Consider the following 23381-nt stretch of genomic DNA (forward strand, 5'->3'; position numbering starts at 1 on the left):
ATCGTCGTTTAATTGATTTCAACCCATTTTCTAAGCTGATCCATAATCAGTGACACACTGTCTGCAGACGATAAAGCATTGAATCGCTGTAAAGTGAGCGGTATTTTTTGGTAACTTTGTAAAATGGCATCAAATAATTCTTGATCGCTGGCTTGATCGAGATCGACTGTATCACTGAGACCTTGTTTGGAAAAATAATTGGCATTTTGCCACTGATCACCGCGGCTCGCTTTTCTCGATAACGGCAATAAAATATGCGGCTTCTTCAATGCGAAGAGTTCACAAATCGTCGTTGCGCCGGCACGACTGAGTACCAAATCGGCACACGCCAATACATCGGCCAAAGGCGCTTGCAAATAGGCAAATTGTTGGTAATTAACAATCGCTTGTAAACTCAGATCGAGTTTGCCTTCGCCACAAATATGAATAATTTGAAATATTTTTGTTAATTCTGCACGGAGTCGGCGGATCCGCTCGTTGATCTCCTGAGAACCTAAACTGCCCGCGATCACCAGTAATACCGGTTTTTGCGTCGTAAAACCACAGAAATTAAGACCTCGTTGACGATCCCCTTGATAAAGAAAAGGTCGAATCGGTAACCCAGTGATACATACTTTTTGTTGTTTATCTTTTTTGCAAACGGAAAACTTAAACGATTAGCCAATCCTGGACTTAAATCCGATTCATGCACCACGACAGGAATACGATTCAACCACGCACCGATGACAACCGGTAAGGCAACAAAACCACCTTTAGAGAAAATAACTTGTGGTTTTTGGCGATAACAATAATAAGCGCTTTGTGCAATCCCTTTAAATAATTGAAAAGGCATTAAAAAGTTTTGCCAAGACCAATATCGACGTAATTTCCCTGTGGAAATCGGATAATAAGGAATCTGTTGAGCCGTTACCAATCCACGCTCAATTCCTGTCTCCGAACCCAAATAGTGTACTTGAATGCCCCGGGCTTGCAGGGCTTGCATCAATGGGAAATTCGGTGTGACATGGCCGGCTGAGCCACCGCCTGTGAAAATGACCGTTGTTTTTTCTTTTTTCATGAGGAGGATTTTGTAGTTTCTACTGCTAATTGCCCTGTAATATTCACATCATGTGGCATTTCAGGAGGAGAAATGTTCTCTTCAGCAAACCGTGTCCAGAGATCAAATAGAAATTGCGAACGCACCCAAGAAATTGAGCTAATGTGATTTAAATCAACAAAATATTCGACTTTAAATTCAAGCAACGCTTGATCAATTTCTTTAAAATACACTTCTGGTTTCGGATTGGTTAACACTTTGGGAACGACGGCCAAAACTTCTAAAATAATCTCGCGGACACGATGTGGATTATCTTTACGATTCACACTGATTTTTACTAAACTACGGACGACACTATCACGATGGGTCCAGTTAATAAAATTTTTACTAAAAATATCGGCATTGGGGACCAATAAATCTTGTCGATCGTTCGTCGTAATGGTGATTGAACGCGCGCCGATATGCGAAACTTGCCCATCATAATTCCCGACTGTCACCCAATCACCGACTTTAACGGGTCGCTCCAAAAGAAGAAATAGTCCGGTAAAAAAGTTATTGAATAAATCACGTAACCCTAATCCCACACCTAAAGAAAATAAACCTAAAATCACTGAAATATTTGCCCAGGTTAAACCCAGAATATTGAGACCAATCGTAATCCCGATGGCGATCAGTGTATACTGTGTGAAAATGGCTAAACTATTACGCAAACCTAAATCTTTGGTATGGGCAAACAACCAACGATAAGCAAATTCACGCGACCAATGGGCAATCCAAATTAAGGCCATCGTCAGAAGCGCTAATTTAACGACGGTGTAACCGGTCACCATCACCATATTTGAAATAACAAATAATTTTTCTTCTAACAGTTTGGGCCAATTGAAATACACTGTTCCGAAGCCCAACGTGCTAATTCATCGAGTAACCCTCTCAGTAAAAGATACGCCGTCAACGCAACCAAAAATAAGCCTTGATAATGTGCAATCGCCCACGCTAACTCCACATACCCGACTAAACCAATTAATGCGTTCGTCAATAAACTAAATGGAATTAAAAAACTTAACCAACGAATGATTCGTTTTAAATACGCATGTTTGTTTTCAATATAAGGCTCTAACAGGGTCGGAACCACTTCCCAACCTTTCATCAAAACTAACGCAACGACTAAGAGAAAGAGCATGAAGAGCCGACCAAATAAATCTTGCACTTCATAATTAACCGGCAACTGATTCACTAAAATAGTGACTAAGGTGATAATACCGCCGAGTAACAAGGTGGTTCGCAGTCGATAAAATAATTTGACGTCATGACCACTTTCATCGGTTGTATTTTCTAACAATAAAATATGCGCAAGTTGAATCACAATACTAAACACTAAACAGACAACACTCATCATAATAATCAGTGCAAAATCTTTCAGCGGAATATTAAGCAGAAAGAGGAAACCAATCAGCCCTGCTAAGAGCATAATTCCCGTTAGATGGCGCTGTAATAACTGCAAAACGACAATGACCGTTTGCGCCGAAAAAAACCCACGGCTGCGTTGTTGTAAACGAACGCGGTCAATCGCTAAAAAACGTTGTAACTTGAGCCATAAGGCAAACCATAAACCAAAACTCAATATCACACTCAACCATTGCCAACCAGTCACCATGCTCAACTTATTTATCACCGGCCCATAGAGCGCGGTTATTTTCTCCAAGGTTAATGCCGGAATCTGAACGATCGTTTTTCCCAACATTAACCATTTGAGAGATTAATTTTTTTTGTAAATCTAATTGTTGTGCTAATTCTTTTATTTTGTCGAGAAGCTTTTGATAGCCTACAGCAATGGTATTTAAACGTGCTAATTTTCCAGAGCTCGCTTGAAGACTGACTTTGGTATTTTTAACTTGCTTACGAATCAGCTCAATATACGTTTTTAAAAAATTGGCTTTTTTCTGTAAAAGTTGTTTTGACAGCTCCACCTGCTCACTTAAACTTTCAATTTGATGCTGCAAATTACTCAACGTACTCAGCGAGAGCTTTTGATTAAATAAAAAAGATAAATCTTGTAATTTATTTGATATTTTGACGGTATTGAGTTCATTGCCTAACAGATTATTTTTTTCTTCGGCCTCGAAAATGTTAAATTCTAAATCGTTATGCGTTGCACTTTTAATCCCTGTTTCTTCTGCTTTAGCTAGCGATTCATTCCATTGACTCAGTAGCTGTAGCCATTTATTTTGTTCTTGTTCAAGACGAGCCGCCAAACTATTGAGTGCTTGCTGACGAGTCGCTTGTTGTTGCAATTGATATTTATGTTGTAGCTCACGCTTCCATTGCTCATAAAAGGCTAATGTATTCTGAATAGTCTCGCGCGATTGCTGTAAAATTCGAATCCGTTTTTGCTGTAAAGTAAACAGATATTGGCGTTCTTGTAAAACCGCTTTAAATTGATTTTGTTGCGCTAAATCTAAGTAAGGCGGCATCGCACTGGCACTAAGCTGCTGCCAAACGTCTGAGCTGCTATGTAATGTATCTTGAATGAGGGTCGTAAACTGCCGCGTTGTCTGCAGCGTAAGGTCAATCCCGGATCGGCTTTAGCAATCGTCATCATCAAATCCAACCGGTCAAGCATCGCTTGATCGACCGGTTGCGTCGCCAAATTTTGTTGTTCTTTCTGGAGACGTGCTAATTTTTTTCAAGTAAATCGTTACGCGTTTCTTCGGCAATCAACTGTTGACGAGAAGAAACTAATAAAGAAGCTTGACTGAGCTCTTCGGCGCAAACCAAAGAGCCGGATATCAATAAACTCCCTAATAAGGAAAATAAAGCAATCACTCTACGCAATGGATCGGCCTCAGGGTAAAGGTAACGGTTGATCTGCGGTCACCACCTGATTCAGATGGGGACAGCACGCCATTTCATCAATACATAAACCGGAACACTGCTTAAAAGCAAGAGCATTCCATAAAAAACGGTTTTTTCTCCTGCACCGATAATCGCCCAGAAGGAATAAGCCCCCGCCAGTAACGCAATCACCACGGAACCGATTAATTGCTTCCCTTTAAATAACTCTGGATATTTTTGAAATAAGACCAATTCAGCCATGGTCGTCAGGAAATAAGGGATCAGTGACGCCAAGGTGGCCAATAATAAAATAACGGTAAACTGATGAACTAACGATGCACTTAACGTCATCAACAATAATAAAGTAATGAGTAAGCTTGATATGATTAAACCGACAACAGGCGTGCCATTGGTGGAACGTTTTTCAAATACCCGTGGAAATAATTTATCTTGCGCGGCGGCTAAAGGAATTTGACCTTGCAGTAAAATCCAACCATTGAGCGCGCCTAAACAAGAAATCACCGCGCCCAGACCGACAATCACACTGCCTATCGGTCCAAAGAGCACGCGTGCCGCATCCGCATATGGTGCGCTCGAATGCGCTAATTGTGTTAAGGGCATACTCCCCATGATCGCGATACTGCTCAAAATATACACCGCTGTAGCAATCAACACACCGAGAATCGTTGCTCGTGGAATATTTCGTGTTGGATTATCGACTTGGTCTGCTGGGACCGATGCCGATTCCAGACCAATAAATGACCATAATGTTAAGGTCGCCGCGCCGCTGAATGCCGCCATATTCGAGTGATGACTCAAGTTAAAATCGGTGAGATAGTGTGGATGAATATAAAAAATACCGATAAAACCAATTAATAACAAGGGGACCAATTTTAACAGTGTGGTCAGTAATTGAAAAAAACCAGCATGCCGAACCCCGGCCAGATTGATCAACGTCGTGATCCAAACGGTCGCAATACTCACTGAGCAAGACAAGACAGCATTTTTCGCGAGCACAGGAAAAAAGAAACTTAAATAGCCTGTAAAAGCCACCGCAATCGCTGCATTTCCGACCCAAAGCGCAATCCAATAGTTATAAGCCATTTGAAATCCAACAAAGTCACCAAAAGCCTCTCGACAATACGCGTAAGGCCCTCCTGTTTTTGGCATGACTGTTCCTAGCTTAGCCCGTAGGCCGCCAAAGAAGCGGGTAATAAGAAAACACCGGAGCCAACCATATTGCCAGCGACCAGCGCCGTCAGCATCCAAAGCCCTAGGCGTTGTTTTTTTGGGTGTGTTGCCATGAAAAAGTAGAACCTCTTGATTTTACACGAAGTAAGGGGGTGTGCCATTATACCGACCTTAGAATTTATTGCGAAAAACTTTTATGTTAACGGATCCTTGTCTTTACATTGTCGCCACCCCGATTGGCCATTTAGGCGATATCAGCCTGCGTGCCTTGGAAATATTATCCCAAGTCGATTGTATTGCGGCCGAAGATACCCGCCATTCACGAACATTACTTACCCATTTTGCTATCAAGACACCGGTCATCGCTCTACATGCCCATAATGAGGCATCACGAGTCAACTTGCTCATGGCCCGTTTTCAACAAAAACAAAGTGTGGCATTGATTAGTGATGCGGGCACACCCCTTATCAGCGACCCGGGCCATCTGCTGGTGAACACGGCGCGCCAACACGGCATTCCGGTTGTGCCCATTCCAGGTGCCTGCGCATTCATCGCCGCGCTGAGCGCTTCGGGTTTACCGTGTCGGCAATTTATTTTTGAAGGATTTCTACCTGAAAAACGATTAGCGCGACAAAAAAATTACACACCCTCCGTCAGGAAACCCGTACTTTAATTTTTTATGAAGCACCGCATCGGATTCTTGATTTGATCGAAGACTTAAGTGAAGTCTTTGGACCCGAACGATTTGTTGTCATTGCTCGGGAATTAACAAAAACATTTGAAACGATTTACGGTCATTCATTAACCCAGGTCAAAGCATGGCTCCAAGTCGATAAGAATCAACAACGCGGAGAATTTGTCGTGTTAGTAGAAGGCAACCCGGCGCCCTTATCCACCTCAGACCTAGAAATAGAACGCATTTTAGGCTTATTATTAACCGAATTATCCATCAAGCAAGCCACCAGCTTGGCCGCTAAAATAACACAACAACCAAAAAATAAACTTTATCGCTTCGCTTTAGCACTTACAGGCAAATCATCATGAGTAAAACAGGATTAGAAATCATTCAACGCGGTTGCAGTGAACTGTTAGTCGTTGAAGAATTAGAAAAAAAATTAGCGCAAAACCGCCCGTTACGTATTAAAGCAGGATTTGATCCCACAGCCCCTGATTTGCATTTAGGTCATACCGTCTTGATTCATAAATTACGCCAATTACAGAACTTAGGCCATGAAGTCACCTTCTTGATCGGTGACTTTACTGGATTAATTGGCGACCCTTCTGGTAAAAATGTCACCCGTCCACCACTCACCCCCGAAGAAGTCGCGATTAATGCCCAAACCTATGCCCGGCAATTCGGGAAAATTCTTGATAAAGAACGTACCCAGGTACGTTTTAATTCGGAATGGTTAGCCCAACTCAGCGCACGGGATCTCATTCAGTTAGCCGGTGCCTCGACTGTCGCACGCATGTTGGAACGAGACGATTTTCATAAACGTTATCAGCAACAACAAGCCATTGCTTTACATGAATTTTTATATCCGTTACTCCAAGGCTATGATTCGGTTGTTCTCAAAACGGATATCGAACTCGGTGGAAATGATCAAAATTTAATTTATTAATGGGCCGTGAACTACAAAAAAATTTTCAACAAGCACCACAAATCGTTTTGATGATGCCGCTTCTTGAAGGTTTAGACGGTAAACAGAAAATGTCTAAATCCCTCAATAATTACATTGGTATCGATGAACCCCCGACTGAGATGTTTGGTAAACTGATGTCGATCTCGGATGAACTGATGTGGCGTTATTTTGAACTATTATCACTCAAGCGCAGTTGTGCCGATATCGCACACATGCAACAGCAAGTGCAAGAAGGTGCCAATCCTCGTACCTTTAAAGTTGAACTGGCTTTAGAGTTGGTGGCGCGCTTTCATGACCAGACGGCCGCACAACATGCATTGGCCGCCTTTGAACAACAATTCAAAAAAGGGGCCCTGCCGCCTGATGAGATTCAAACCTTCACCTTAACCATCCCCGGTTCAAGTTTAGCGTTGACACAGTTACTCAAACAAGCGGGATTAGTAGCAAGTACTTCTGAAGCCTTACGTTCCATTCGCGGTGGTGGCGTCAAAATTGATACGATTAAAGTGGAAGACGAGAAGCTTATGATCCATACAAAGACTACCCACATTTACCAAGTTGGCAAGCGCCGCTTTGCTAAAATCACAGTAGTTTCTTGTGATGAAAACAGATGATTTTGCCTATAAAACGATTCGCCTTAAAAAACAGAATATCCACGAAAGCAAAACAATTTTTTTTCAAAAATTATAGTAAATTTAATGACTCTGCTTAACTGAAAATTCAGTCAAGCAGAGTCATTCATTCAATGAAGAAAAAACTTCGCTATTTATTCATGAAATATGCAAAAAAAATATAAATATAATAAGAAATTCTTAAAACCACCTCGCACTCAGATTATGTTTCTATCAACATTTATTTTAATTTAACTCAGGCAGCGGTGATAAAACATTTTGACTACTGACTTCATTCGCTGTAGATTGACAAACGCACTTAAATATTGTTCCTAACCGACCATTACTTAAAGCGGGACAAGCGCCGCGCAGCGTCTGCAAATTATTTGCTTTATATTTTTGATCTAATACTTCTAAACAATCTTTTAATATTAAAGCCGCTTTTTCTTTTTCCTGTGAAGAAAAACCAAGACCGCGACCAAAGAATCGAGAAGTATATAATATATTTTTTTTATTTCTGTCTTTTATCTCATCCAGATAAGAAGTAATTAGATGATGAGCTATTAATACAGTTAAATCACTATTTGGAGAGACTGTTGATAAAATGGACTCTAGTATCTCTTTATTAAAGACACCATAACTTTTAAGTAAGCATTTTAATAAATTTACACCTATTTCTGGTTGATCCAATGTTTGCAACATTAAAACCCTCCAAAATGTTCTATCTTTTTGCAAAAAGAGATCTTTAAAAAAATCTGTATCAAACGACTTTGATTTCTCCAGCAAAAAACTTAATAATGGCCCTAATCTCTTTGGATGATAATCAAAGGCGAGCATCAACACATTTAATCCATCCTGATCAGTTTGCAAAAACATCTTTTGATAACTCGCTTGATCCATTCTCTCAGAATGCTTTGATAAGAAATTTAATAACGGCTCTAAACCCTCTGGATGATAATGAGCGGCACCCATCCACTCAGAATGCTTTGATAAGAAATTTAATAACGGCTCTAAACCCTCTGGATGATAACGAGCGGCGAGCATCAAAGCGTTACGCCCATGCTTATCTTTTTGCAATAAAATCTCTTTACAAGTCGCTTGGTCCATCCACTCAGAATGCTTTGATAAAAAACCTAATAATTGCTTTAATCCCCCTAATTGATCATGGATGACCCGCATCAATGGATTCCAACCATTCTCATCGGATTGTAAAAATAGTTTTTTACAACCCGCGTGATCAAACCATGAGGACTGACTCGATAAAGAAACGAATAATGAATCTAATTTCTCTGGGTGATAACAGACTAATAGCTTAAATATATTCCAACCATTCTGGTCAACTTGAAAAAATAGTTCTTTATAACTTGCTTGATCAAGCCATGTGAACTGCCTTAATAAAAAACTTAATAATCGTCCTAACTTTTCTGGTTGATGACGAGCGGCTAATTTCAACGTATTCCAACCATCTTGATCAGCTTGTAACAATAACTTTTGACAACTGACTTGATCCATCCACGCGGAATATCTCGATAAAAACATGAATAACGATTCCAATCCTTCGGGCTGATAACAAGCCGCCAACATCAGCACATTCCAGCCATTGTTATTCGTTTTGAATAATATATTTTTATAATTGGTTTGATTAAACCACGAGGCTTGCTTCGATAAAAAATCTAATAACGGCTCTAATCTCTCTGGATAATAATGGGCAGCTACCATTAGTACATTCGCACCACTCGGATTGGTTTGCAAAAAAATGCTTGGGTCGCTCGAGCAAGCCAAGGAGCGCGCCCAGGTAAAAAGCTTAATAATAGTTGTAATTTCTCAGGATGATACCAGACAGCCAGCTCCAGCACATTCCAACCCTTTTTATCTGTTTGTAAAAATAGCTTTTCATAAGTCGTTTGATAAAAACATGTGGTCTGCTTCGATAAAAAATTTAATAACGGCTCTAATCCCTTTGGCTGATAACGAGTAGCTAACATCAGCACATTCCAACCATCTCGATCTATTTTTGAAAACATCTCTTGACAAAGAACTGAGTCAAAACATGTGGAATTATCTGATAAAAAATTTAATAATGGCTCTAATCCCTCTGGATGAGAATAAGCCACTAGCATTAGAGCATTCCAGTCCTCTAACGTTCTTAACTTGAAAAGAAAATCATAAAAGGTGTTTTTTCAAAAATAGTATCTAAATTAACAGAAAATAATATTTTAATCTTTTCATAAATACCCGCTTTAAGAAATCGATTTTCAATCAATTCATCGACTAACATTTTTAATTTGCTAATTAAAATAGGATGCGACTTTAATTTAGCCCAAAAAAGAGGGAAGTCTGTCTTGATTTTTTGTAATTCAAAATAAGCTGTATTTTTATCAAAAAACTTTGGATTTATTTCTAATTTTGAATCAAAAATAGGATATAAATTAATAAAACACGCATAATCATATAGATTACAAATAGTATCTGGAGTGGCTTCTTTAAGAAAATATTTTTCATTAGATAACGTTAATAAAAAATATTCTTTTATTTTAGTCCAGTTTAGATCCTGAATAAAAAAATTCTCTTCGTCAATAAGAAAAAATTCTTGGTAAGGCGTATCTTTAAAATCTTCAGATAAATAAAGTTTAATTGTCTCTGTGATCATCTCTACTTCACCAAAGACATAACTTTTTTCTTTTCTTAAGCCATTGTAACCCACCTTTGCTAATAATCCACGCAACTGATCCACTAACAAATAAGATAAACAATAGGGTGTAAAGGTTCCCTCAAACTCTTGCTTTAAAACCTCCATTATTTGGATACCTGATAACTTTCCTGGATACTGATCTTCAGAACAGTTTGCAGGAACCCCGAGTCCTTGGAGCGCAGCTATTTTAGTGACTGAGTTCCAAGCATGAACTTCATTGGTTAGCCTTGCTGCTATTTTTTTTACTAATTCTATCCGGACTTGACAAAGTAGCTGAGATAAATTTTTAGGAAGTTGGAAAGTGGTAATAATGTCATTGATGCGATTATAAAAGCCCTCCGAACACGTCTCGATACCTTCTACTAACTTAGCCAGTATAACTGTACGCTCGGATTCAATAAGTGGACCTAATGCGTCATCAAAATTTCCTGTTAAACGATGATAAATAAATTTTAAAGCGTTTTCTATTTCAGGATAAATTCCTATATGTTTAGAAAAACAATTTTCTTTCTGACATAAAATTTCTAATTCTTTCAACCATTTATCAGGTAATAGAGGAAGGGAATCAATATCTATTTCTTTTGGAAGATCAAGATTAAAAATTTTTTCTAAATTAAAAATGCAGCTAAATTCATAGGGTTCATTTAATCTAGATAAAGGCATACAATATTTTTCTCAATTAGTTACTAAAAGTTTAGCGTAAATAAATTAAATGTTTATTAAGAAAATAAACGTTTAATATAAAACTAAATTAAATATATATAATCTATATTAATATGTGTATCTTTTTCTTTGACAAGAATCAGTTTATCCTCAATGCAATCTCAGTATATTCATCTATAAAATAAATATAAAAAATACATCTCTATAGAGATCGACTATTTTTATAGTTAGCTTTATATTTCTTAATGATAATAAAAAATAAACAAGTTGTCTTATCTTAATAAAACTTTTTATTCTCGAATCCTTACATCAAATTTTTATACAAAAAAAACAGTTTAAATTAAAAATTATGAATCACACATAACCACTTCTTATCTTTACAATTCATAAAATTTCTTATTAACAAGAAATTGACTATAAAATCTATAAAAATCTGAACTAAACCTACTAAATTGAATAGTACAATACGATTACTTAACTAAGCAAAATAAAGCGCAAGAACCTGTCTTTATAATTCAAAAAAAGATTTGACAAATAACTTTGTTTAGGATGAAAAACATAAATACAACAAAAGAAGACTGACTAATACCGTGTTTTATCTGATCAAAACAGGCTGTCGATGAAGATTCTTACCAAATACCATTGGAAAACGGTATACAGCTTTTATATGAGGGCGAACACGTCATAAGGAGTTTGTGCAGGTGTGGGTTATTGTAAAACAGATGAAGAATATGTTCAAAATATATTGAAAAGAACTATTGAAATTTCTATACGTATTACACCTGGATGGAAAATTTTAGCAAAAAAATGGTTCATTGAAAGAACTGTTTCCTGGCTCAATCATTTCAGAAGATTGGCTAAGGATTTTCAACTTGCAGTTTTTCTTCTGAAAATAACGTGATGATTGCTTATTCAATAATTTTGATTAATAGACTACATTAAGTGTGAAGACAAGCTCTAAAAAACGAATACGAAATATTAAAGTCTAAAAAAATAGATAAATAAAAAATGATGAATGACTGAGTTAATACAGTTTTATTAAAAATTTTCGTCACCCAAAATAGCCAATCATTACTCTCGTATAAAAATCAAATGATTTGAAATTTTATTTTATTATTAGATGTAGGCTTCTAAGATTAGCTCCACGAAACAAGAGATAAATTGAAATACAGAATAAAAAAGCAACTAAAAAGTTAATAATTTTTAGTTGCTTCCTGTGAAAATCAAGGACTGGGCTCACGCGTTGCGTGCGCTTTAGCGAGGCGCTGTAAATATAACGCCCAATTTTGGGCGTTATTGACGGCCAACTCATAAAGGGTTTCCCAACTATAAATTCCCGTGTTATGACCGTCATCGAAAACAAACTTCACGGCGTAATGTCCCACCGGAGTAATATCAACAATGTTCACTTCTTTTTTACCAAAAACCAACTGTCCCGGTTGCGACCCATAACCCTTCACTTCAATGGAAGGTGAAAAAACGCGTAAATACTCACAAGACAAACTAAACTTCTCATTATTATCAAAGTGAATTTCCACTACCTTTGTTTTTTGCAACAACTTGATATCCAGTGGGACCGGCACAGATAGATTAGGTTTTATCATAAAATAAAATGACTCAAATCACGATCGTCAGCCAAGCTCTCTAAATGTTTATTCACATAGTTGACATCAATACAAATCACCTGATTGGTTTGATTGGTTGCTGTAAAGGAAACTTCTTCCAATAAACGTTCCATCACCGTGTATAAACGACGTGCACCGATATTTTCAGTTTTTTCATTCACTTGATAAGCAATCTCTGCAATACGCTCAATTGCCGAATGATCAAATTCCAGATGAACACCTTCTGTCGCCAACAAAGCTTTATATTGAACAATTAATGAAGCGCGTGGCTCTTGTAAAATACGTTCAAAATCTTTCGCGGTCAGTGCTTTGAGCTCGACACGAATCGGCAAACGCCCTTGCAGTTCGGGCACCAAATCAGACGGTTTTGCGAGATGGAATGCGCCGGCTGCAATAAATAAAATATGATCAGTTCGAACCATTCCATACTTAGTTGAAACGGTACATCCTTCAATTAATGGTAACAAATCACGTTGCACCCCTTCACGAGACACATCAGACCCATTTGTTTCACCTCGACGACACACTTTATCAATTTCGTCAATAAAGACGATCCCATACTGTTCAACCCAGTTGATCGCTCTTAACTTGAGATCTTCTTCATTGAGTAATTTACCCGCTTCTTCTTTCTGAATCGCCGGCAAAGCGTCTTTCACCTTCATCCGTACGGTACGCAAACGTGAAGATCCGATATTTTGCAACATACTTTGCAATTGATTGGTCATTTCCTCCATTCCGGGAGGAGCCATAATCTCAACCCCCACTGGAACAGCGGTCAATTCAATTTCGATTTCTTTTTCATCCAGTAAACCTTCTCGTAACTGTTTACGGAAGACATTACGTGCCACAGAACCTTCTTTTTTATTGAGATCGGCTTCTTCCTGCTGAGTTTTATTGGTCCGCGCAGGGGGAACAAAATAATCTAAAATCCGATTTTCAGCGAGTTCCTGCACTTGGGATTGTAAGTTCAGAATTTCTTCTTCACGTAATTGTTTAAACGCGGCATCGACTAAATCTCGTGGAATCGAATCGACATCGCGACCAATATAACGTAGCTTCCACTTTTAAAAAAGGGCACGCCGTAATTTTCGCGGCTCACCGACTCCAGAAGGTCCGATCATTAAATGTTTTTGGCGTCACTTCCTCTCTTAATTCAGGATCAAGTAACATACGACGCCGACGGTTACGCAAAGCAATGGCAATAGCCCGTTTTGCTTCATTTTGACCAATAATATAACGGTCTAGTTCCTGAACAATTGTCTGAGGAGTCATATCTATTTTTAACAACTCAACCACTCCCACTTCCTGGGAAGTTTCCGCAAGTTTCGCGCGCTTCTTCGTTGATTTTTTTCTTCCTTGATTGGACGAATGTTCTTGTGAATCATCCGATTGCATTGAAGAAGGAAGATTATCCGTTAATTGTTGGCTTAAATTAATAGTCATTGTTCAGTAATATATTTAAAAAGATGAATTTTTATTATTAAAATATTAGAAAGCATTTATATTTCAGTACCGGTTGAGTTTAACTCAACAATCGTATGTTGATGATTAGTAAATACACAAACATCGGCAGCAATCGTCAAACTTTTTTTGACAATTTCCCGCGCACTTAACTGAGTATTATCGAGTAATGCCAGCGCCGCTGATTGCGCGTAAGGGCCGCCTGCACTCTCTTGCTAATTCAATCGAAGCACGTTCTAAATTCCCTTGATGTTTTTGGAGTTTTCCTTCAAAAAGATCAAGGAGTGTAAAAGCATCTGCTGTTGCGCCGGACAAACGCCAACGAGTACTCGATCTTCGTATAGTTTACGAACTTTTTTAGCATTACCTTTTAAAATAATGGAATTTCCTTGCGTGACTTGTCCATCGCCGCCAATGACGACTTGATTGTTTCTTCGTACTAATAATATCGTTGTACCGCGTAAATTTTGCACTGACTACCCTATTTTTGTTAGAAACCCTTTTTCATTCTTTTAAATGGTAATTTACCTTCTCTTTTTCAAGGCCAAGATAAAAAATAATTATTTTTGTAAGCATAAAGATTACTTTTTCTACGAAAAGAACGGCAAGAGTTAGCTCAATCAATGAAAGGCACAGTGTGTACAAAGTATTGGTTTTTTAGGCGATCTGTTTTGTAACTTGTGTGGAAATCCCTGCTTTGATCAACCGTTTTTTTTGCTCAGCTACGCTCACCAAATCCGGATAAGGACCGACAAACAGTTGATAAATTTCCTTACCTTGCTGTTGATAGTGAATACTTTTTACCGGAAAACCCTTGAGTAAGGCTTGCGCTTGTGATTGTTCGGCCTGCTGGGCTTCTGGATACTCGCCCAAAATGAGAATATAGCCGACGGCCTTGGCGTCAAACTGACTGACTTCGTGTTCTAATTGTTTTTTGGCCTCTGCAATGGCTAACTGTTCAGGGGAAATTAATAGAGGCACAGAGTCTTGCCCCACTTTTTTGTTAGGCAACCCATCTTTAACTTTAGGCACCACTAAACGTTGGTTTGTACGTGCTGGTATCGAATCAGATAAAGTCAGTTGTTGATTCGGTAATACGTTATAAAAATCAAATTTAGGTTCTGGAGATAAAGGCTTAGGAGGTTCAAGTAAAGCCGTCTTAGGCCGAACAAGCGGTTTTAGATGCTTTTTATCTTCTTGCACAGAGGCCGACCGATGCGTTAGAAGGAAAGGCACTATCGCTAAAATCAATAAGCTAATGGTCAATCCTAAAAGGGTCCAAAGCCGGTTCCGTTTTGAGCGCGATTTTCGATACAGGGTATATTTTGCATAATCTTTAGCCATCACATCACTTCCATTGTTTCGACACCCAATAAAGTTAATCCATTTTTTATCACACATTGTGTTGCGGCAATTAAGTTTAAACGCGCATTGCGTAAGTCACTCTCTTCGACAAGAAAGACATGTTGATTATAGTAAGTGTGGAAGTTTTGTGCCAAAGCAATCAGATAATGCGCCACAAGATGCGGCTCACGCACTTGGGCGGCTTGCTTAAGTACTTCCGGATAACGGGTCAACCATTTACATAATGTTATTTCTTGATCGGCTTGTAAACGACCTAAGGCAACACGACCTACGGCAGCGTCCCACACTTGATTTTTAGCAGTTAATTGCCGAAATACGCTGCAAATTCTTGCATAAGCATATTGTACGTAATAGACTGGATTTTCATTCGATTGTTTTTTAGCGAGCTGCAAATCAAAATCCATGTGTTGATCCGCGCGCCGTACGAAGTTGTCGCAATGTCACAAACTCACCGCTGACTTTTCCTTTCCACGATACAAATTCGCAAACTGCACGAGCAGAACCTCAAGACTCGCTCCTGAATACCCTAACGCTTCAATGACCGCACGAATTCTCGCCACATAACCATGATGATCGGCGCCAAGAATATTAATCATTTTTTTTAAAACCGCGTTTTTCTAGAATCGCCAGTCGATAGGCCGCATCCGCAGCAAAATAAGTCGCTTGTCCATTTTCACGCACTAAAACCCGATCTTTATCATCTCCAAATTCGGTCGATCGAAACCACAATGCGCCAGCAGAGGAGTACGTGACACCGCGTGATTTTAACCGGGCGATCGTTTCGTCGACAATTCCGTCTTGAAATAAACTTCTTTCCGAATACCAACAATCAAAAACGACTCGAAACTCGCGTAAATCGTTTTCAATATCGCCAAGAATTGCTTTTAGGGTCATCATCACGATCGTTTGATAGGCTTGTTCGCCCAGTAATTGCTGCGCACGGGCGATCAGCGCATCAATATGCGCTTCCTTATCACCGCCGTCCTGTTCATCGGGAGGAATCGCCTTAAAAACGTGTTCAGCAGAATGGCGAAACTGCGGATCATTCTGCTCACGCAAGGATTGCGCAATCTCGACGAATGTACGCACCTTGATAAGCATTACTGGGAAAGAGAATCGTTTCACCACAGATTTCTAGATAACGTAACCAAACACTGGTCGCTAAAATGGCGATTTGCCGGCCCGCATCATTGACATAGTATTCACTCTGAACGGTATAACCGGCTGCGTTGAGTAAACGAACTAAGGTGTCGCCATACGCAGCACCCCGTCCATGACCGACGTGTAACGGGCCAGTTGGATTGGATGAAACAAACTCAATGAGAATCGGTGTTTCTTGATGAGGGACCTGTCGACCAAACTCCTCTTTTTCGCTCAAAATCGTATCAATAATCGTCTGCCAAACGGTCTTTTTTAAAGAAAAATTGATAAATCCAGGGCCTGCAATTTCAATTTTTTCAATAGGAGAATTTGGGCGTGTTAAATCAATCTTCGCCCGAATATGCTCAGCAACTTGGCGTGGGGCTTGGTTAAAACGTTTCGCCAAAACCAAGGCCACGTTACTGGAATAGTCGCCATGCTGTTCATCTCGTGCATAATCCACTTGCACCGAAAAAGAGGCGGGAATCTCCCAAGTTGTTTGGGCGGCTAATGCCGATTGAATTTCTTGTTGGATAATTTGTTTCATGAAAGTTACTCTTTACCAAATGCCGGTCGCATTGAATTATAACCGAATACGCTTAAGGAAAAATATCACACATCTTGCCACGAACGAACCGCTTTGTTTTGGAAAATGTTACCCTCTGTACTCACTACTACCCTCTATAACCCAACAGCCCCCACAAAAACACCCTTTTACTTGGGTGCGTTAACTGAACTCGGCAAGCACACACGATTTGCTAGAAGCTTATTTTTCTGCTGCGAACCAAAAAATAGGTGTTCCTAATGATTTTTTAGAGAGATCCACGCTCGTTTTCCTCTCTGAGCGCTGGAAAAAATAGTGAAATAGCGATACTATCCAGGAAAAACAATGAGAGTGTCCCATGAAGTACTTATCTCGTCTTATTCCCTTGGTTCTATTCGCTTTTTCGTGGCCGACTATCGCCGCGACGTCGTCCAATTCATTCATTCAACGGACGGTGCCTCAAGTCGGTGCTTTCCAGAGATTAGCTGTCGAAGGGCGAATTAACGTTCTCATTCAAACCAAAAAAATGATCCCTTCGACCACTCAAAGAGTCACCCTCTTCGGTGATCCAAAAAGTGTCCGTGCGGTGGAACCTTCCTTTAAAGACGGTCGCTTGTTACTTAAAACACGCTGGGACTACCTTCCGCAAGCGGGTGAACGATTAAGTGTCCGTGTGATTGTGACACCGGACCAACTTAAAGAAATCGATTTTGCGAGTAATGGACGCTTGGTCGGCTGCGGACTGAGCGGGCAGCTCAAACTCATTGCTCGGGGATCGGGCACAATTGATTTGCATACCCAACATTTAAATTTAACTACCCTCACTTTAGATGGCAAAACCCACCTCCGTATTGATAACTTGCGGAGTCACTCTCTGACCATTTCTGGTCGCAACGATGGAAACGTTACACTCACCGGTATCGCACATCTCAATTCGGTGAACTTAACCGGTCAAGGTCAATTATCCTTGTATTGGGTGGATAGTCCGCGTTTAACCATTCGTTTAACAGGGCAGCAAAAACTCGCTCTCGCTGGCGTCGTCAATACACTCGATGTTCAATTAACACAAACGGCACGCTTAGACGCGCAATCCTTACGAAGCAAAAATGGGTTTATTGCCACAGCCGATCAATCTACGGCGAACGTATCGGTGAATAATCAACTCAGTACTTCAGCCAAAGATCAAAGTCATATTTATTACACACAAGCGGCTAAATTGATGAATACGTATACGTTTGAGCGAGGGACTGTCTTAGCGTTACGTTAATCTTTATTTACCTTGGTTAATCAAGCTTATTTGATGCCTTATTTTCTGCAAACGAGCTTGACTAGCCGGCAAACGACACTCCGCCTGGATAAGCTCACCGACCTTTTTCTTTACTTTGTTTATCCACAAACAAACGAGCGGAATCAACGCTATAAAATCAATTCAGCAAAATAACTCATTAAGGACTATGTGATCGAGAAATACGTTGTGACACATCCCTTAAGCACTGATTCGACAAGCGATGCGTGTCTTTTCTACACTATTTTTCACGGACGATTTCAACACGACGATTGGCCACACTGGCTTTGATATCACGATTACTCGCAACAAAATCCTGTCGCCCTTCCTCGCGACCATAAAAATGCAGTAGTAATCGCTGCTTGTCGTTGTGCGATTTTAAACGCAGTATTTGCATCATACATATCATCTGTATAAGCAAGCACTTGTATCGGTCCTGAACCATAGGATTGGAGCAAATCCAACGTCTTATCCAATTGTTTAACACAAAGAGGGCGCATATGACGATGGCCGCTGGGCTCAAAACATGCGTCACTATACAAAACAATCCGTAAACGATTGGGTGTTTGAATCACTTGAATCGTCTGCTGCGGGACAGGCGTTTGTTTCTGTTTTTTAGCGGCGTGTGCTTCCGCCTGTTTTTGACGATCAATTGCTTTTTGAATGGGGTCATCGGTCGTAGTACAGGCCGTTAACAAACCACTTATCATCAACATTAATAGTCCTGCAACCCGTTTATTTGTACGCTGTTTTTTCATCAGACTCGCCTCACCCTACTGTTTAATTAATCTTGCGTAATAAAACCCATCACTTCCCTGTTTTTGAGGAAATAACTGCCGACCCACAGAACAGGCCACTCCCCAATTTTCGGCGATGGGCAACACATTCGCTGTGGGGTGTTGCGCTAAAAACGTTTGTATCACCTCACTGTTTTCTTCCTTAAATACTGAACAGGTCGCATAAACCAGCACACCATTTGGCTTTAAAAGTGCCCAGAGTGCGGTTAATAACTCTACTTGTTGTTGTGCGAGTGTAGCAAGATCTTGTTCACGACGTAAACGCTTAATATCTGGATGGCGGCGGATGACACCACTTCCTGAACAAGGCGCGTCTAATAAAATCCGATCAAATCCCTCGCCTTGCCAATCCTGTGCAAACGCTTGTACCGAAGTATGAAGCAAACGAACTCGCTGTTTATCAAGATGCAAACGCTCGAGGTTTTCTTTCACTTTCTGCAAACGCGCGGCATCACTTTCGATCGCAACACACGTTTTTAATTGCATCTGACTTTCGAGAATATGGGCGAGCTTTCCTCCTGGTGCCGTACAAGCATCTAAAACGGTATGTTGCGGCGCTAATTCTAAAAGCGGTGCCGCCAATTGAGCAGCGGTATCTTGTACAGAAATCTTTCCTTCACAAAAACCTGGCAAATCAAATACCCGATGCGGCTTATCTAAGAGAATCCCGACCAGACTCAATGCACTGCGCTGTGCGGCAATTCCTTTTTCTTGAAATTGTGCCAAAACCGCCTCAACGGAGGTCGCTAACGTATTGACCCGCAAACTTAGGGGCGGTACTTCATTATTCGCATTTAAAATTGCCGACCAATGGGTAGGCCAATCGTGTTGTAGGCGATCAATCACCCAGCTTGGATGTGCATAACGCATTTCGTCGGTTGCTGAACATTTTTTTAGTAAGCTCGCCTGTTGTCGCTGGAAAGAACGTAATATCGCATTGATTAAAGGTGCCGCCCAGTTTTTTTGCAGCGTTTTTGCGGCTTGTACGGTCTCGTGAAGCGCCGCATAATCCGCTGTTTTAAGATAAATAAGTTGATAGAGCCCTAAAAGCAATAATGCTTGGATATCTTGATCTCGTGGCGGAAGTTTTTTACGTAATAAAGGGGATAGCACACATTGTAACGGTTCATACCAACGCAAAACACCGTAACAGAGCTCCTGAATAAACCCCTGATCCCGTGTATCGATTTTAATATTGCTGCGCACTGTGGCTAACGCTTCGGTTAAAGAAACACCTTGTTGCATCACCTTCGCCAGCGCTTGTGCCGCTAGCGCACGGGCATTTGACTGATTATTATTCGTCATGTGTCGATCCGAAAAAAGAAGTGCCGATAACAAATTGACTGGCCTTAGCGTGTAAGACCGTTTTTACAGGCAAACAACGCCCTCCTGGCCATTGCAACTGTAAAATACGGAGTATACCTTGCCCGGTCATCACATCTAGGCCTTGATCACTGACTTGGATTAACGTTCCCGGTGTTAAGTTTTCCTGGGCAACATCCGGTAAAACCTGTGCTTGCCAAATACGCACAGGCTGATTATTTAAAAATGTGTACGCAACCGGTTTTGGATTAAATGCGCGGATAGCCTGCTCAATTTCTACAGCGCTTTGCGCCCACTGTATTTCCGCTTCGTTTTTTTTATTTTTTTCGCGTAGGTACTTCCGCTCTCGGGCTGAGGCACGCGTGGGTAATTGCCGGTTTCAATCTGCTCTAAACTACTGAGCAAGGCGCGTGCGCCGAGTTCAGCTAAACGAACTTGCAACGTCCCGCCGGTTTCATCTGGACCGATCTCACAAGCCACTTGCTGAAGGATATCGCCGGTATCTAAACCGGCATCCATTTGCATAATGCTAATACCCGTCGTTGAATCACCGGCTAAAATCGCGCGCTGAATCGGTGCCGCACCACGCCAACGTGGTAATAACGAGGCATGCACATTGATACAGCCTTTTTTTGGGTAATGTCAGCACCGCTTTAGGAAGAATTAGTCCATAAGCCACCACAATCATTAAATCGGCTTGCCACGCCGCGAGTGTTTGTTGGGCTTCCAGTGACCGTAAACTTAACGGCTGCAAGATAGGCCAATCCTTTTCGAGCGCAAACTGCTTAATTGGACTCGGTGATAAACGTCTCCCGCGTCCCTGGGGTCGATCAGGTTGTGTATACACTGCACAAATCGTGTGTCGGGACTGAGCGAGCGCTTGCAAACTCGGTAACGCAAACTCTGGCGTTCCCGCAAAAATTAGCTTCAAGCGCCACCTTGTCTACGTTTCGTTTTTGAGACCTTTTTACGGGCTAACTCGCGTTTAAGTGGTGATAAATAATCGACAAATAAGCGGCCATTCAGATGATCGATTTCATGTTGAATGCAATGGGCCAGCAAGCCTTCTGCTTCCAGTTCATAGGGTTGGCCATCACGATCCTGTGCGGAAAGCTTGACCCATAAAGCGCGTGGGACTTCATCGTATACTCCTGGAATCGATAAACAGCCTTCTTTTAAAAGCGCTTCACCCTGTTTTTCCACTAAGGTCGGATTAATTAAACACAGGGTCGTTGAGCGATCATCCGAAACATCAATGATAGCGAGTTTTTTACTCACTGCAATTTGTGGTGCCGCCAACCCAATCCCTTTTACTGAATACATCGTCTCAAACATATCATCAATAAGCGCTTGTAACTCGGCATCAAAAACGGTCACCGATTCAGTCGGCTGACGTAAACGCGGATCGGGCAAATGGATGATTGTTCTTAGAGCCATACGTATGATACCTGTTCTGTCATGAACCCACACACCGTGTCATCACAATGGAAAAATAGGGCGTATGTTTGATGAAATATTTTTACAAACAGATTGTGCGATTTTTAAGGTAGATAGTCAATGATTTACGCTATAAAAGTTATTTTTTTATAAAAAAGACCACTACGAGACCGTACTTTTTGGACAACTTTTCAATACATCTTACTTGGCAAACGGGTTTTACTTACAAGTAATTCAGAAAAAACAATAGGGTTTTGCTTTACCTTTCGCTACGATACTCAACCTTTTTATCTAAATAACCGTCAATTTTTTGCAAAATGTCAAAAACAAATGATATTTTTCCTCATCTGGGTCAACCTGATCCAGACTGGACTCAAGCTCTAATTTATCGTCTAACATGCCTTTCTCACTCAAGTCCTTCCTACACGTATTTCAACATAGAATTAATTGTAAAAATCTTACGCCGCCATTTAATACAGCCGAATTACTTTATTGCGCTAACGGGTGGTTATTCAAACCAAACCTATCATGTCGGTCGGTTTGTAATTCGTCTACCAAAAAAGGAATGCCCCCTTAGCAGTGATTTAGCGATCGAAGTGCATCATTTACAGACGGTGCACGCGCTTGGCTTCTCGCCTTTAGAGTTGCAAGCTTATTCCATCCCGGATCGATTATTAATCACGCTCTATTTACCTGGCTTACAAACGCCAGTGGATCTCGATCAAACCGTTCATCTTGAGTCACTCGCTTATCTTGTCAAACGATTACATTACAGTCAGGCCCATTTCAAAAAAAATGAGTGGACACCCTTGGCTTTTTTTAAGGAAAATTCGACTCCATTTTTATCGATTCAAGTACTATTAACACAAAAAGAACAACAACTCTTGGCCAGAATTCAACACCAATGTATTGAGAAATTAGAATCTTTTTCTGTTGATGAGTGTCCTACCCATGGCGATTTACATCATGGGAATGTGGTCATCACGCAAAGCGGAAAGTTTCAACTGATTGATTGGGAGTTTGCAGGAAGCGCGGATCCAGCACACGATCTTGCTCGTTTATTTGCTATTTCAGAACTCAATACCACACAGCGAAATTTTTTCTTAACAAAATATACCGAATGTGACGCGCAAACACACAAAATAAACTTGGCTTCACTAAAACAGCGCATTGCATTAGCGATTCCCATTCATTATTTTTCAGTAGTTTTATGGGCAAAGTTTACCGCGCAATTTGTTTGTGCAGATTCATATCGAAGCACTTTACTGAATCAAACCATCTTGGCTTACAGACAAAAAACACTTGATGCGTTGGATGATTTGACGAAACAAAGCTTACAAAATACGCAACTGGCTTTTTTTAAAGCTCATTGCCCGACCTCTTTACCCACGTTTGTTCCGGTCAGTACTGCTTCGCCAACGCAGCCTTAAACGATTTCTTATCAAATTAACAAGACATAGCTTTGACAGGCGTCATTTTTCCTACTTTGTGCGTTCATCCTGAAGAAATAAATAAATCTAAGTAAACCTAGTTTTGCTCTTAAATAATTGAAAATAAGAAACTATTTATCAAAACTAGTTGTAAAGATTTTTAATAAAAAATACCTCCTACAAAATGGAACGTTTTTTATTAAAAAATATTTTGTAATTTCATTAAATACAGCATATCGCTTAACTCGCTTTAAATATAAATTATTTTTCAGAATCGATTTGAATAGTATCTAGCAATCACTCAAA

At 40.2% G+C, this 23381-nt stretch carries 22 protein-coding genes and 5 pseudogenes; 5 read left to right on the forward strand and 22 right to left on the reverse strand.

What is annotated here, in order from left to right:
• Nucleotides 1-8: 8 nt before the first annotated feature.
• The 8 genes from S3O_RS15245 to S3O_RS19520 all read right to left on the reverse strand — a co-directional run bounded on the left by S3O_RS15245 (nucleotide 9) and on the right by S3O_RS19520 (nucleotide 5172).
• Complete coding sequence (locus S3O_RS15245) at nucleotides 9-512, reverse strand: glycosyltransferase (protein WP_010597738.1); 504 nt, start codon at nucleotides 510-512, stop codon at nucleotides 9-11.
• Complete coding sequence (locus S3O_RS15250) at nucleotides 509-1057, reverse strand: glycosyltransferase (RefSeq protein ID WP_010597739.1); 549 nt, start codon at nucleotides 1055-1057, stop codon at nucleotides 509-511. Before S3O_RS15250 ends, S3O_RS15245 begins: the two co-directional genes overlap by 4 nt.
• A complete protein-coding gene (locus S3O_RS0103800) occupies nucleotides 1054-1926 on the reverse strand; it encodes a mechanosensitive ion channel family protein (RefSeq protein WP_029463633.1) in 873 nt (290 codons plus the stop codon). Before S3O_RS0103800 ends, S3O_RS15250 begins: the two co-directional genes overlap by 4 nt.
• Nucleotides 1899-2777 (reverse strand): hypothetical protein, encoded by an 879-nt coding sequence (locus tag S3O_RS0103805; RefSeq protein ID WP_192805875.1) that lies wholly within the window; start codon nucleotides 2775-2777, stop codon nucleotides 1899-1901. The genes S3O_RS0103800 and S3O_RS0103805 overlap by 28 nt, the downstream gene beginning before the upstream one ends.
• Nucleotides 2698-3507: a hypothetical protein gene (locus tag S3O_RS0103810; RefSeq protein WP_010597740.1), complete on the reverse strand. Its 810-nt coding sequence runs from the start codon at nucleotides 3505-3507 to the stop codon at nucleotides 2698-2700. The genes S3O_RS0103805 and S3O_RS0103810 overlap by 80 nt, the downstream gene beginning before the upstream one ends.
• 202 nt (nucleotides 3508-3709) lie before the next feature.
• On the reverse strand, nucleotides 3710-3868 hold the full coding sequence (locus tag S3O_RS17155) for a hypothetical protein (RefSeq protein ID WP_156792730.1): 159 nt from the start codon (nucleotides 3866-3868) through the stop codon (nucleotides 3710-3712).
• A gap of 51 nt (nucleotides 3869-3919) precedes the next feature.
• Complete coding sequence (locus S3O_RS13605; RefSeq protein WP_235776197.1) at nucleotides 3920-5083, reverse strand: amino acid permease; 1164 nt, start codon at nucleotides 5081-5083, stop codon at nucleotides 3920-3922.
• The gene (locus tag S3O_RS19520) at nucleotides 5047-5172 is read right to left on the reverse strand and encodes a hypothetical protein (RefSeq protein ID WP_010597743.1); all 126 of its coding nucleotides are present in this window, start codon (nucleotides 5170-5172) and stop codon (nucleotides 5047-5049) included. The genes S3O_RS13605 and S3O_RS19520 overlap by 37 nt, the downstream gene beginning before the upstream one ends.
• A gap of 83 nt (nucleotides 5173-5255) precedes the next feature.
• Here S3O_RS19520 and rsmI point away from each other — a divergent pair.
• Nucleotides 5256-6103, forward strand: a pseudogene (gene rsmI / locus S3O_RS13610) (16S rRNA (cytidine(1402)-2'-O)-methyltransferase).
• A pseudogene (gene tyrS / locus S3O_RS13615) lies at nucleotides 6094-7316 on the forward strand (tyrosine--tRNA ligase). Before rsmI ends, tyrS begins: the two co-directional pseudogenes overlap by 10 nt.
• Nucleotides 7317-7559: 243 nt before the next feature.
• On the opposite strand, the gene S3O_RS0103845 reads toward tyrS, so the two are convergent.
• Genes S3O_RS0103845 through S3O_RS0103855 form a run of 3 tightly spaced genes read right to left on the reverse strand, consistent with a single transcriptional unit; the run spans nucleotide 7560 to nucleotide 10542 of the window.
• Entirely contained in the window at nucleotides 7560-9065 is a 1506-nt protein-coding gene (locus S3O_RS0103845) for a hypothetical protein (protein WP_156792731.1), read from the reverse strand.
• Nucleotides 9032-9433 carry a hypothetical protein gene (locus S3O_RS0103850; RefSeq protein ID WP_010597749.1) on the reverse strand — a complete coding sequence of 134 codons (402 nt, stop codon included), beginning with the start codon at nucleotides 9431-9433 and terminating at the stop codon, nucleotides 9032-9034. Before S3O_RS0103850 ends, S3O_RS0103845 begins: the two co-directional genes overlap by 34 nt.
• A 26-nt stretch (nucleotides 9434-9459) precedes the next feature.
• Nucleotides 9460-10542, reverse strand: coding sequence for a hypothetical protein (locus tag S3O_RS0103855; protein WP_156792732.1), 1083 nt, complete (start codon nucleotides 10540-10542; stop codon nucleotides 9460-9462).
• Between the two features lie 829 nt (nucleotides 10543-11371).
• Between S3O_RS0103855 and S3O_RS13620 the strand changes: the two genes are divergently transcribed.
• On the forward strand, nucleotides 11372-11569 hold the full coding sequence (locus S3O_RS13620) for a transposase (protein WP_010597751.1): 198 nt from the start codon (nucleotides 11372-11374) through the stop codon (nucleotides 11567-11569).
• 322 nt (nucleotides 11570-11891) lie between these two features.
• On the opposite strand, the gene S3O_RS0103865 is transcribed toward S3O_RS13620, so the two are convergent.
• From S3O_RS0103865 to argS, 5 genes and pseudogenes are all read right to left on the reverse strand, one after another.
• Nucleotides 11892-12272: a gamma-butyrobetaine hydroxylase-like domain-containing protein gene (locus S3O_RS0103865; protein ID WP_010597752.1), complete on the reverse strand. Its 381-nt coding sequence runs from the start codon at nucleotides 12270-12272 to the stop codon at nucleotides 11892-11894.
• Nucleotides 12269-13571 (reverse strand): annotated as a pseudogene (gene hslU / locus S3O_RS13625) (ATP-dependent protease ATPase subunit HslU). The gene S3O_RS0103865 and the pseudogene hslU overlap by 4 nt, the downstream one beginning before the upstream one ends.
• A 221-nt stretch (nucleotides 13572-13792) precedes the next feature.
• Nucleotides 13793-14227 (reverse strand): annotated as a pseudogene (locus tag S3O_RS16335) (HslU--HslV peptidase proteolytic subunit).
• A 184-nt stretch (nucleotides 14228-14411) separates the two neighbouring features.
• Nucleotides 14412-15098 (reverse strand): SPOR domain-containing protein, encoded by a 687-nt coding sequence (locus S3O_RS0103885; protein WP_010597756.1) that lies wholly within the window; start codon nucleotides 15096-15098, stop codon nucleotides 14412-14414.
• Nucleotides 15098-16806: pseudogene (argS, locus tag S3O_RS20065) on the reverse strand (arginine--tRNA ligase). The gene S3O_RS0103885 and the pseudogene argS overlap by 1 nt, the downstream one beginning before the upstream one ends.
• A gap of 355 nt (nucleotides 16807-17161) precedes the next feature.
• On the opposite strand from argS, the gene S3O_RS0103910 reads away from it, so the two are divergent.
• A complete protein-coding gene (locus tag S3O_RS0103910; protein WP_010597761.1) occupies nucleotides 17162-18070 on the forward strand; it encodes a GIN domain-containing protein in 909 nt (302 codons plus the stop codon).
• Nucleotides 18071-18387: 317 nt separating this feature from the next.
• On the opposite strand, the gene S3O_RS0103920 is transcribed toward S3O_RS0103910, so the two are convergent.
• Genes S3O_RS0103920 through def form a run of 6 tightly spaced genes read right to left on the reverse strand, consistent with a single transcriptional unit; the run spans nucleotide 18388 to nucleotide 21645 of the window.
• Nucleotides 18388-18846 (reverse strand): hypothetical protein, encoded by a 459-nt coding sequence (locus tag S3O_RS0103920; RefSeq protein WP_010597762.1) that lies wholly within the window; start codon nucleotides 18844-18846, stop codon nucleotides 18388-18390.
• A gap of 15 nt (nucleotides 18847-18861) precedes the next feature.
• Nucleotides 18862-20190: a 16S rRNA (cytosine(967)-C(5))-methyltransferase RsmB gene (rsmB, locus tag S3O_RS0103925; protein WP_010597763.1), complete on the reverse strand. Its 1329-nt coding sequence runs from the start codon at nucleotides 20188-20190 to the stop codon at nucleotides 18862-18864.
• Nucleotides 20180-20509: a hypothetical protein gene (locus S3O_RS18700; protein ID WP_328264337.1), complete on the reverse strand. Its 330-nt coding sequence runs from the start codon at nucleotides 20507-20509 to the stop codon at nucleotides 20180-20182. Before S3O_RS18700 ends, rsmB begins: the two co-directional genes overlap by 11 nt.
• Nucleotides 20485-20823, reverse strand: coding sequence for a methionyl-tRNA formyltransferase (locus tag S3O_RS18705; protein ID WP_235776160.1), 339 nt, complete (start codon nucleotides 20821-20823; stop codon nucleotides 20485-20487). Before S3O_RS18705 ends, S3O_RS18700 begins: the two co-directional genes overlap by 25 nt.
• Nucleotides 20756-21139: a methionyl-tRNA formyltransferase gene (locus tag S3O_RS18710; RefSeq protein WP_010597766.1), complete on the reverse strand. Its 384-nt coding sequence runs from the start codon at nucleotides 21137-21139 to the stop codon at nucleotides 20756-20758. The genes S3O_RS18705 and S3O_RS18710 overlap by 68 nt, the downstream gene beginning before the upstream one ends.
• A complete protein-coding gene (gene def / locus S3O_RS0103945) occupies nucleotides 21136-21645 on the reverse strand; it encodes a peptide deformylase (RefSeq protein WP_010597767.1) in 510 nt (169 codons plus the stop codon). The genes S3O_RS18710 and def overlap by 4 nt, the downstream gene beginning before the upstream one ends.
• Nucleotides 21646-21962: 317 nt before the next feature.
• On the opposite strand from def, the gene S3O_RS0103950 reads away from it, so the two are divergent.
• Nucleotides 21963-23075, forward strand: coding sequence for an aminoglycoside phosphotransferase family protein (locus S3O_RS0103950; RefSeq protein WP_010597768.1), 1113 nt, complete (start codon nucleotides 21963-21965; stop codon nucleotides 23073-23075).
• Nucleotides 23076-23381: the final 306 nt, after the last annotated feature.

Origin of the sequence: Rickettsiella massiliensis 20B, from assembly GCF_000257395.1 — a bacterium.
Classification (GTDB): domain Bacteria; phylum Pseudomonadota; class Gammaproteobacteria; order Diplorickettsiales; family Diplorickettsiaceae; genus Diplorickettsia; species Diplorickettsia massiliensis.

What these genes read in the sequence shown, in the direction of transcription:
- S3O_RS15250 (WP_010597739.1), bottom strand. Translation starts at nt 1,057, where the DNA reads ATGAAAAAAGAAAAAACAACGGTCATTTTCACAGGCGGTGGCTCAGCC.
- S3O_RS0103805 (WP_192805875.1), bottom strand. Translation starts at nt 2,777, where the DNA reads ATGTTGGGAAAAACGATCGTTCAGATTCCGGCATTAACCTTGGAGAAA.
- S3O_RS0103810 (WP_010597740.1), bottom strand. Translation starts at nt 3,507, where the DNA reads ATGCCGCCTTACTTAGATTTAGCGCAACAAAATCAATTTAAAGCGGTT.
- S3O_RS19520 (WP_010597743.1), bottom strand. Translation starts at nt 5,172, where the DNA reads ATGGCAACACACCCAAAAAAACAACGCCTAGGGCTTTGGATGCTGACG.
- S3O_RS0103850 (WP_010597749.1), bottom strand. Translation starts at nt 9,433, where the DNA reads ATGCTAGTGGCTTATTCTCATCCAGAGGGATTAGAGCCATTATTAAAT.
- S3O_RS0103865 (WP_010597752.1), bottom strand. Translation starts at nt 12,272, where the DNA reads ATGATAAAACCTAATCTATCTGTGCCGGTCCCACTGGATATCAAGTTG.
- S3O_RS0103885 (WP_010597756.1), bottom strand. Translation starts at nt 15,098, where the DNA reads ATGGCTAAAGATTATGCAAAATATACCCTGTATCGAAAATCGCGCTCA.
- S3O_RS0103910 (WP_010597761.1), top strand. Translation starts at nt 17,162, where the DNA reads ATGAAGTACTTATCTCGTCTTATTCCCTTGGTTCTATTCGCTTTTTCG.
- S3O_RS0103920 (WP_010597762.1), bottom strand. Translation starts at nt 18,846, where the DNA reads ATGAAAAAACAGCGTACAAATAAACGGGTTGCAGGACTATTAATGTTG.
- rsmB (WP_010597763.1), bottom strand. Translation starts at nt 20,190, where the DNA reads ATGACGAATAATAATCAGTCAAATGCCCGTGCGCTAGCGGCACAAGCG.
- def (WP_010597767.1), bottom strand. Translation starts at nt 21,645, where the DNA reads ATGGCTCTAAGAACAATCATCCATTTGCCCGATCCGCGTTTACGTCAG.
- S3O_RS0103950 (WP_010597768.1), top strand. Translation starts at nt 21,963, where the DNA reads ATGTCAAAAACAAATGATATTTTTCCTCATCTGGGTCAACCTGATCCA.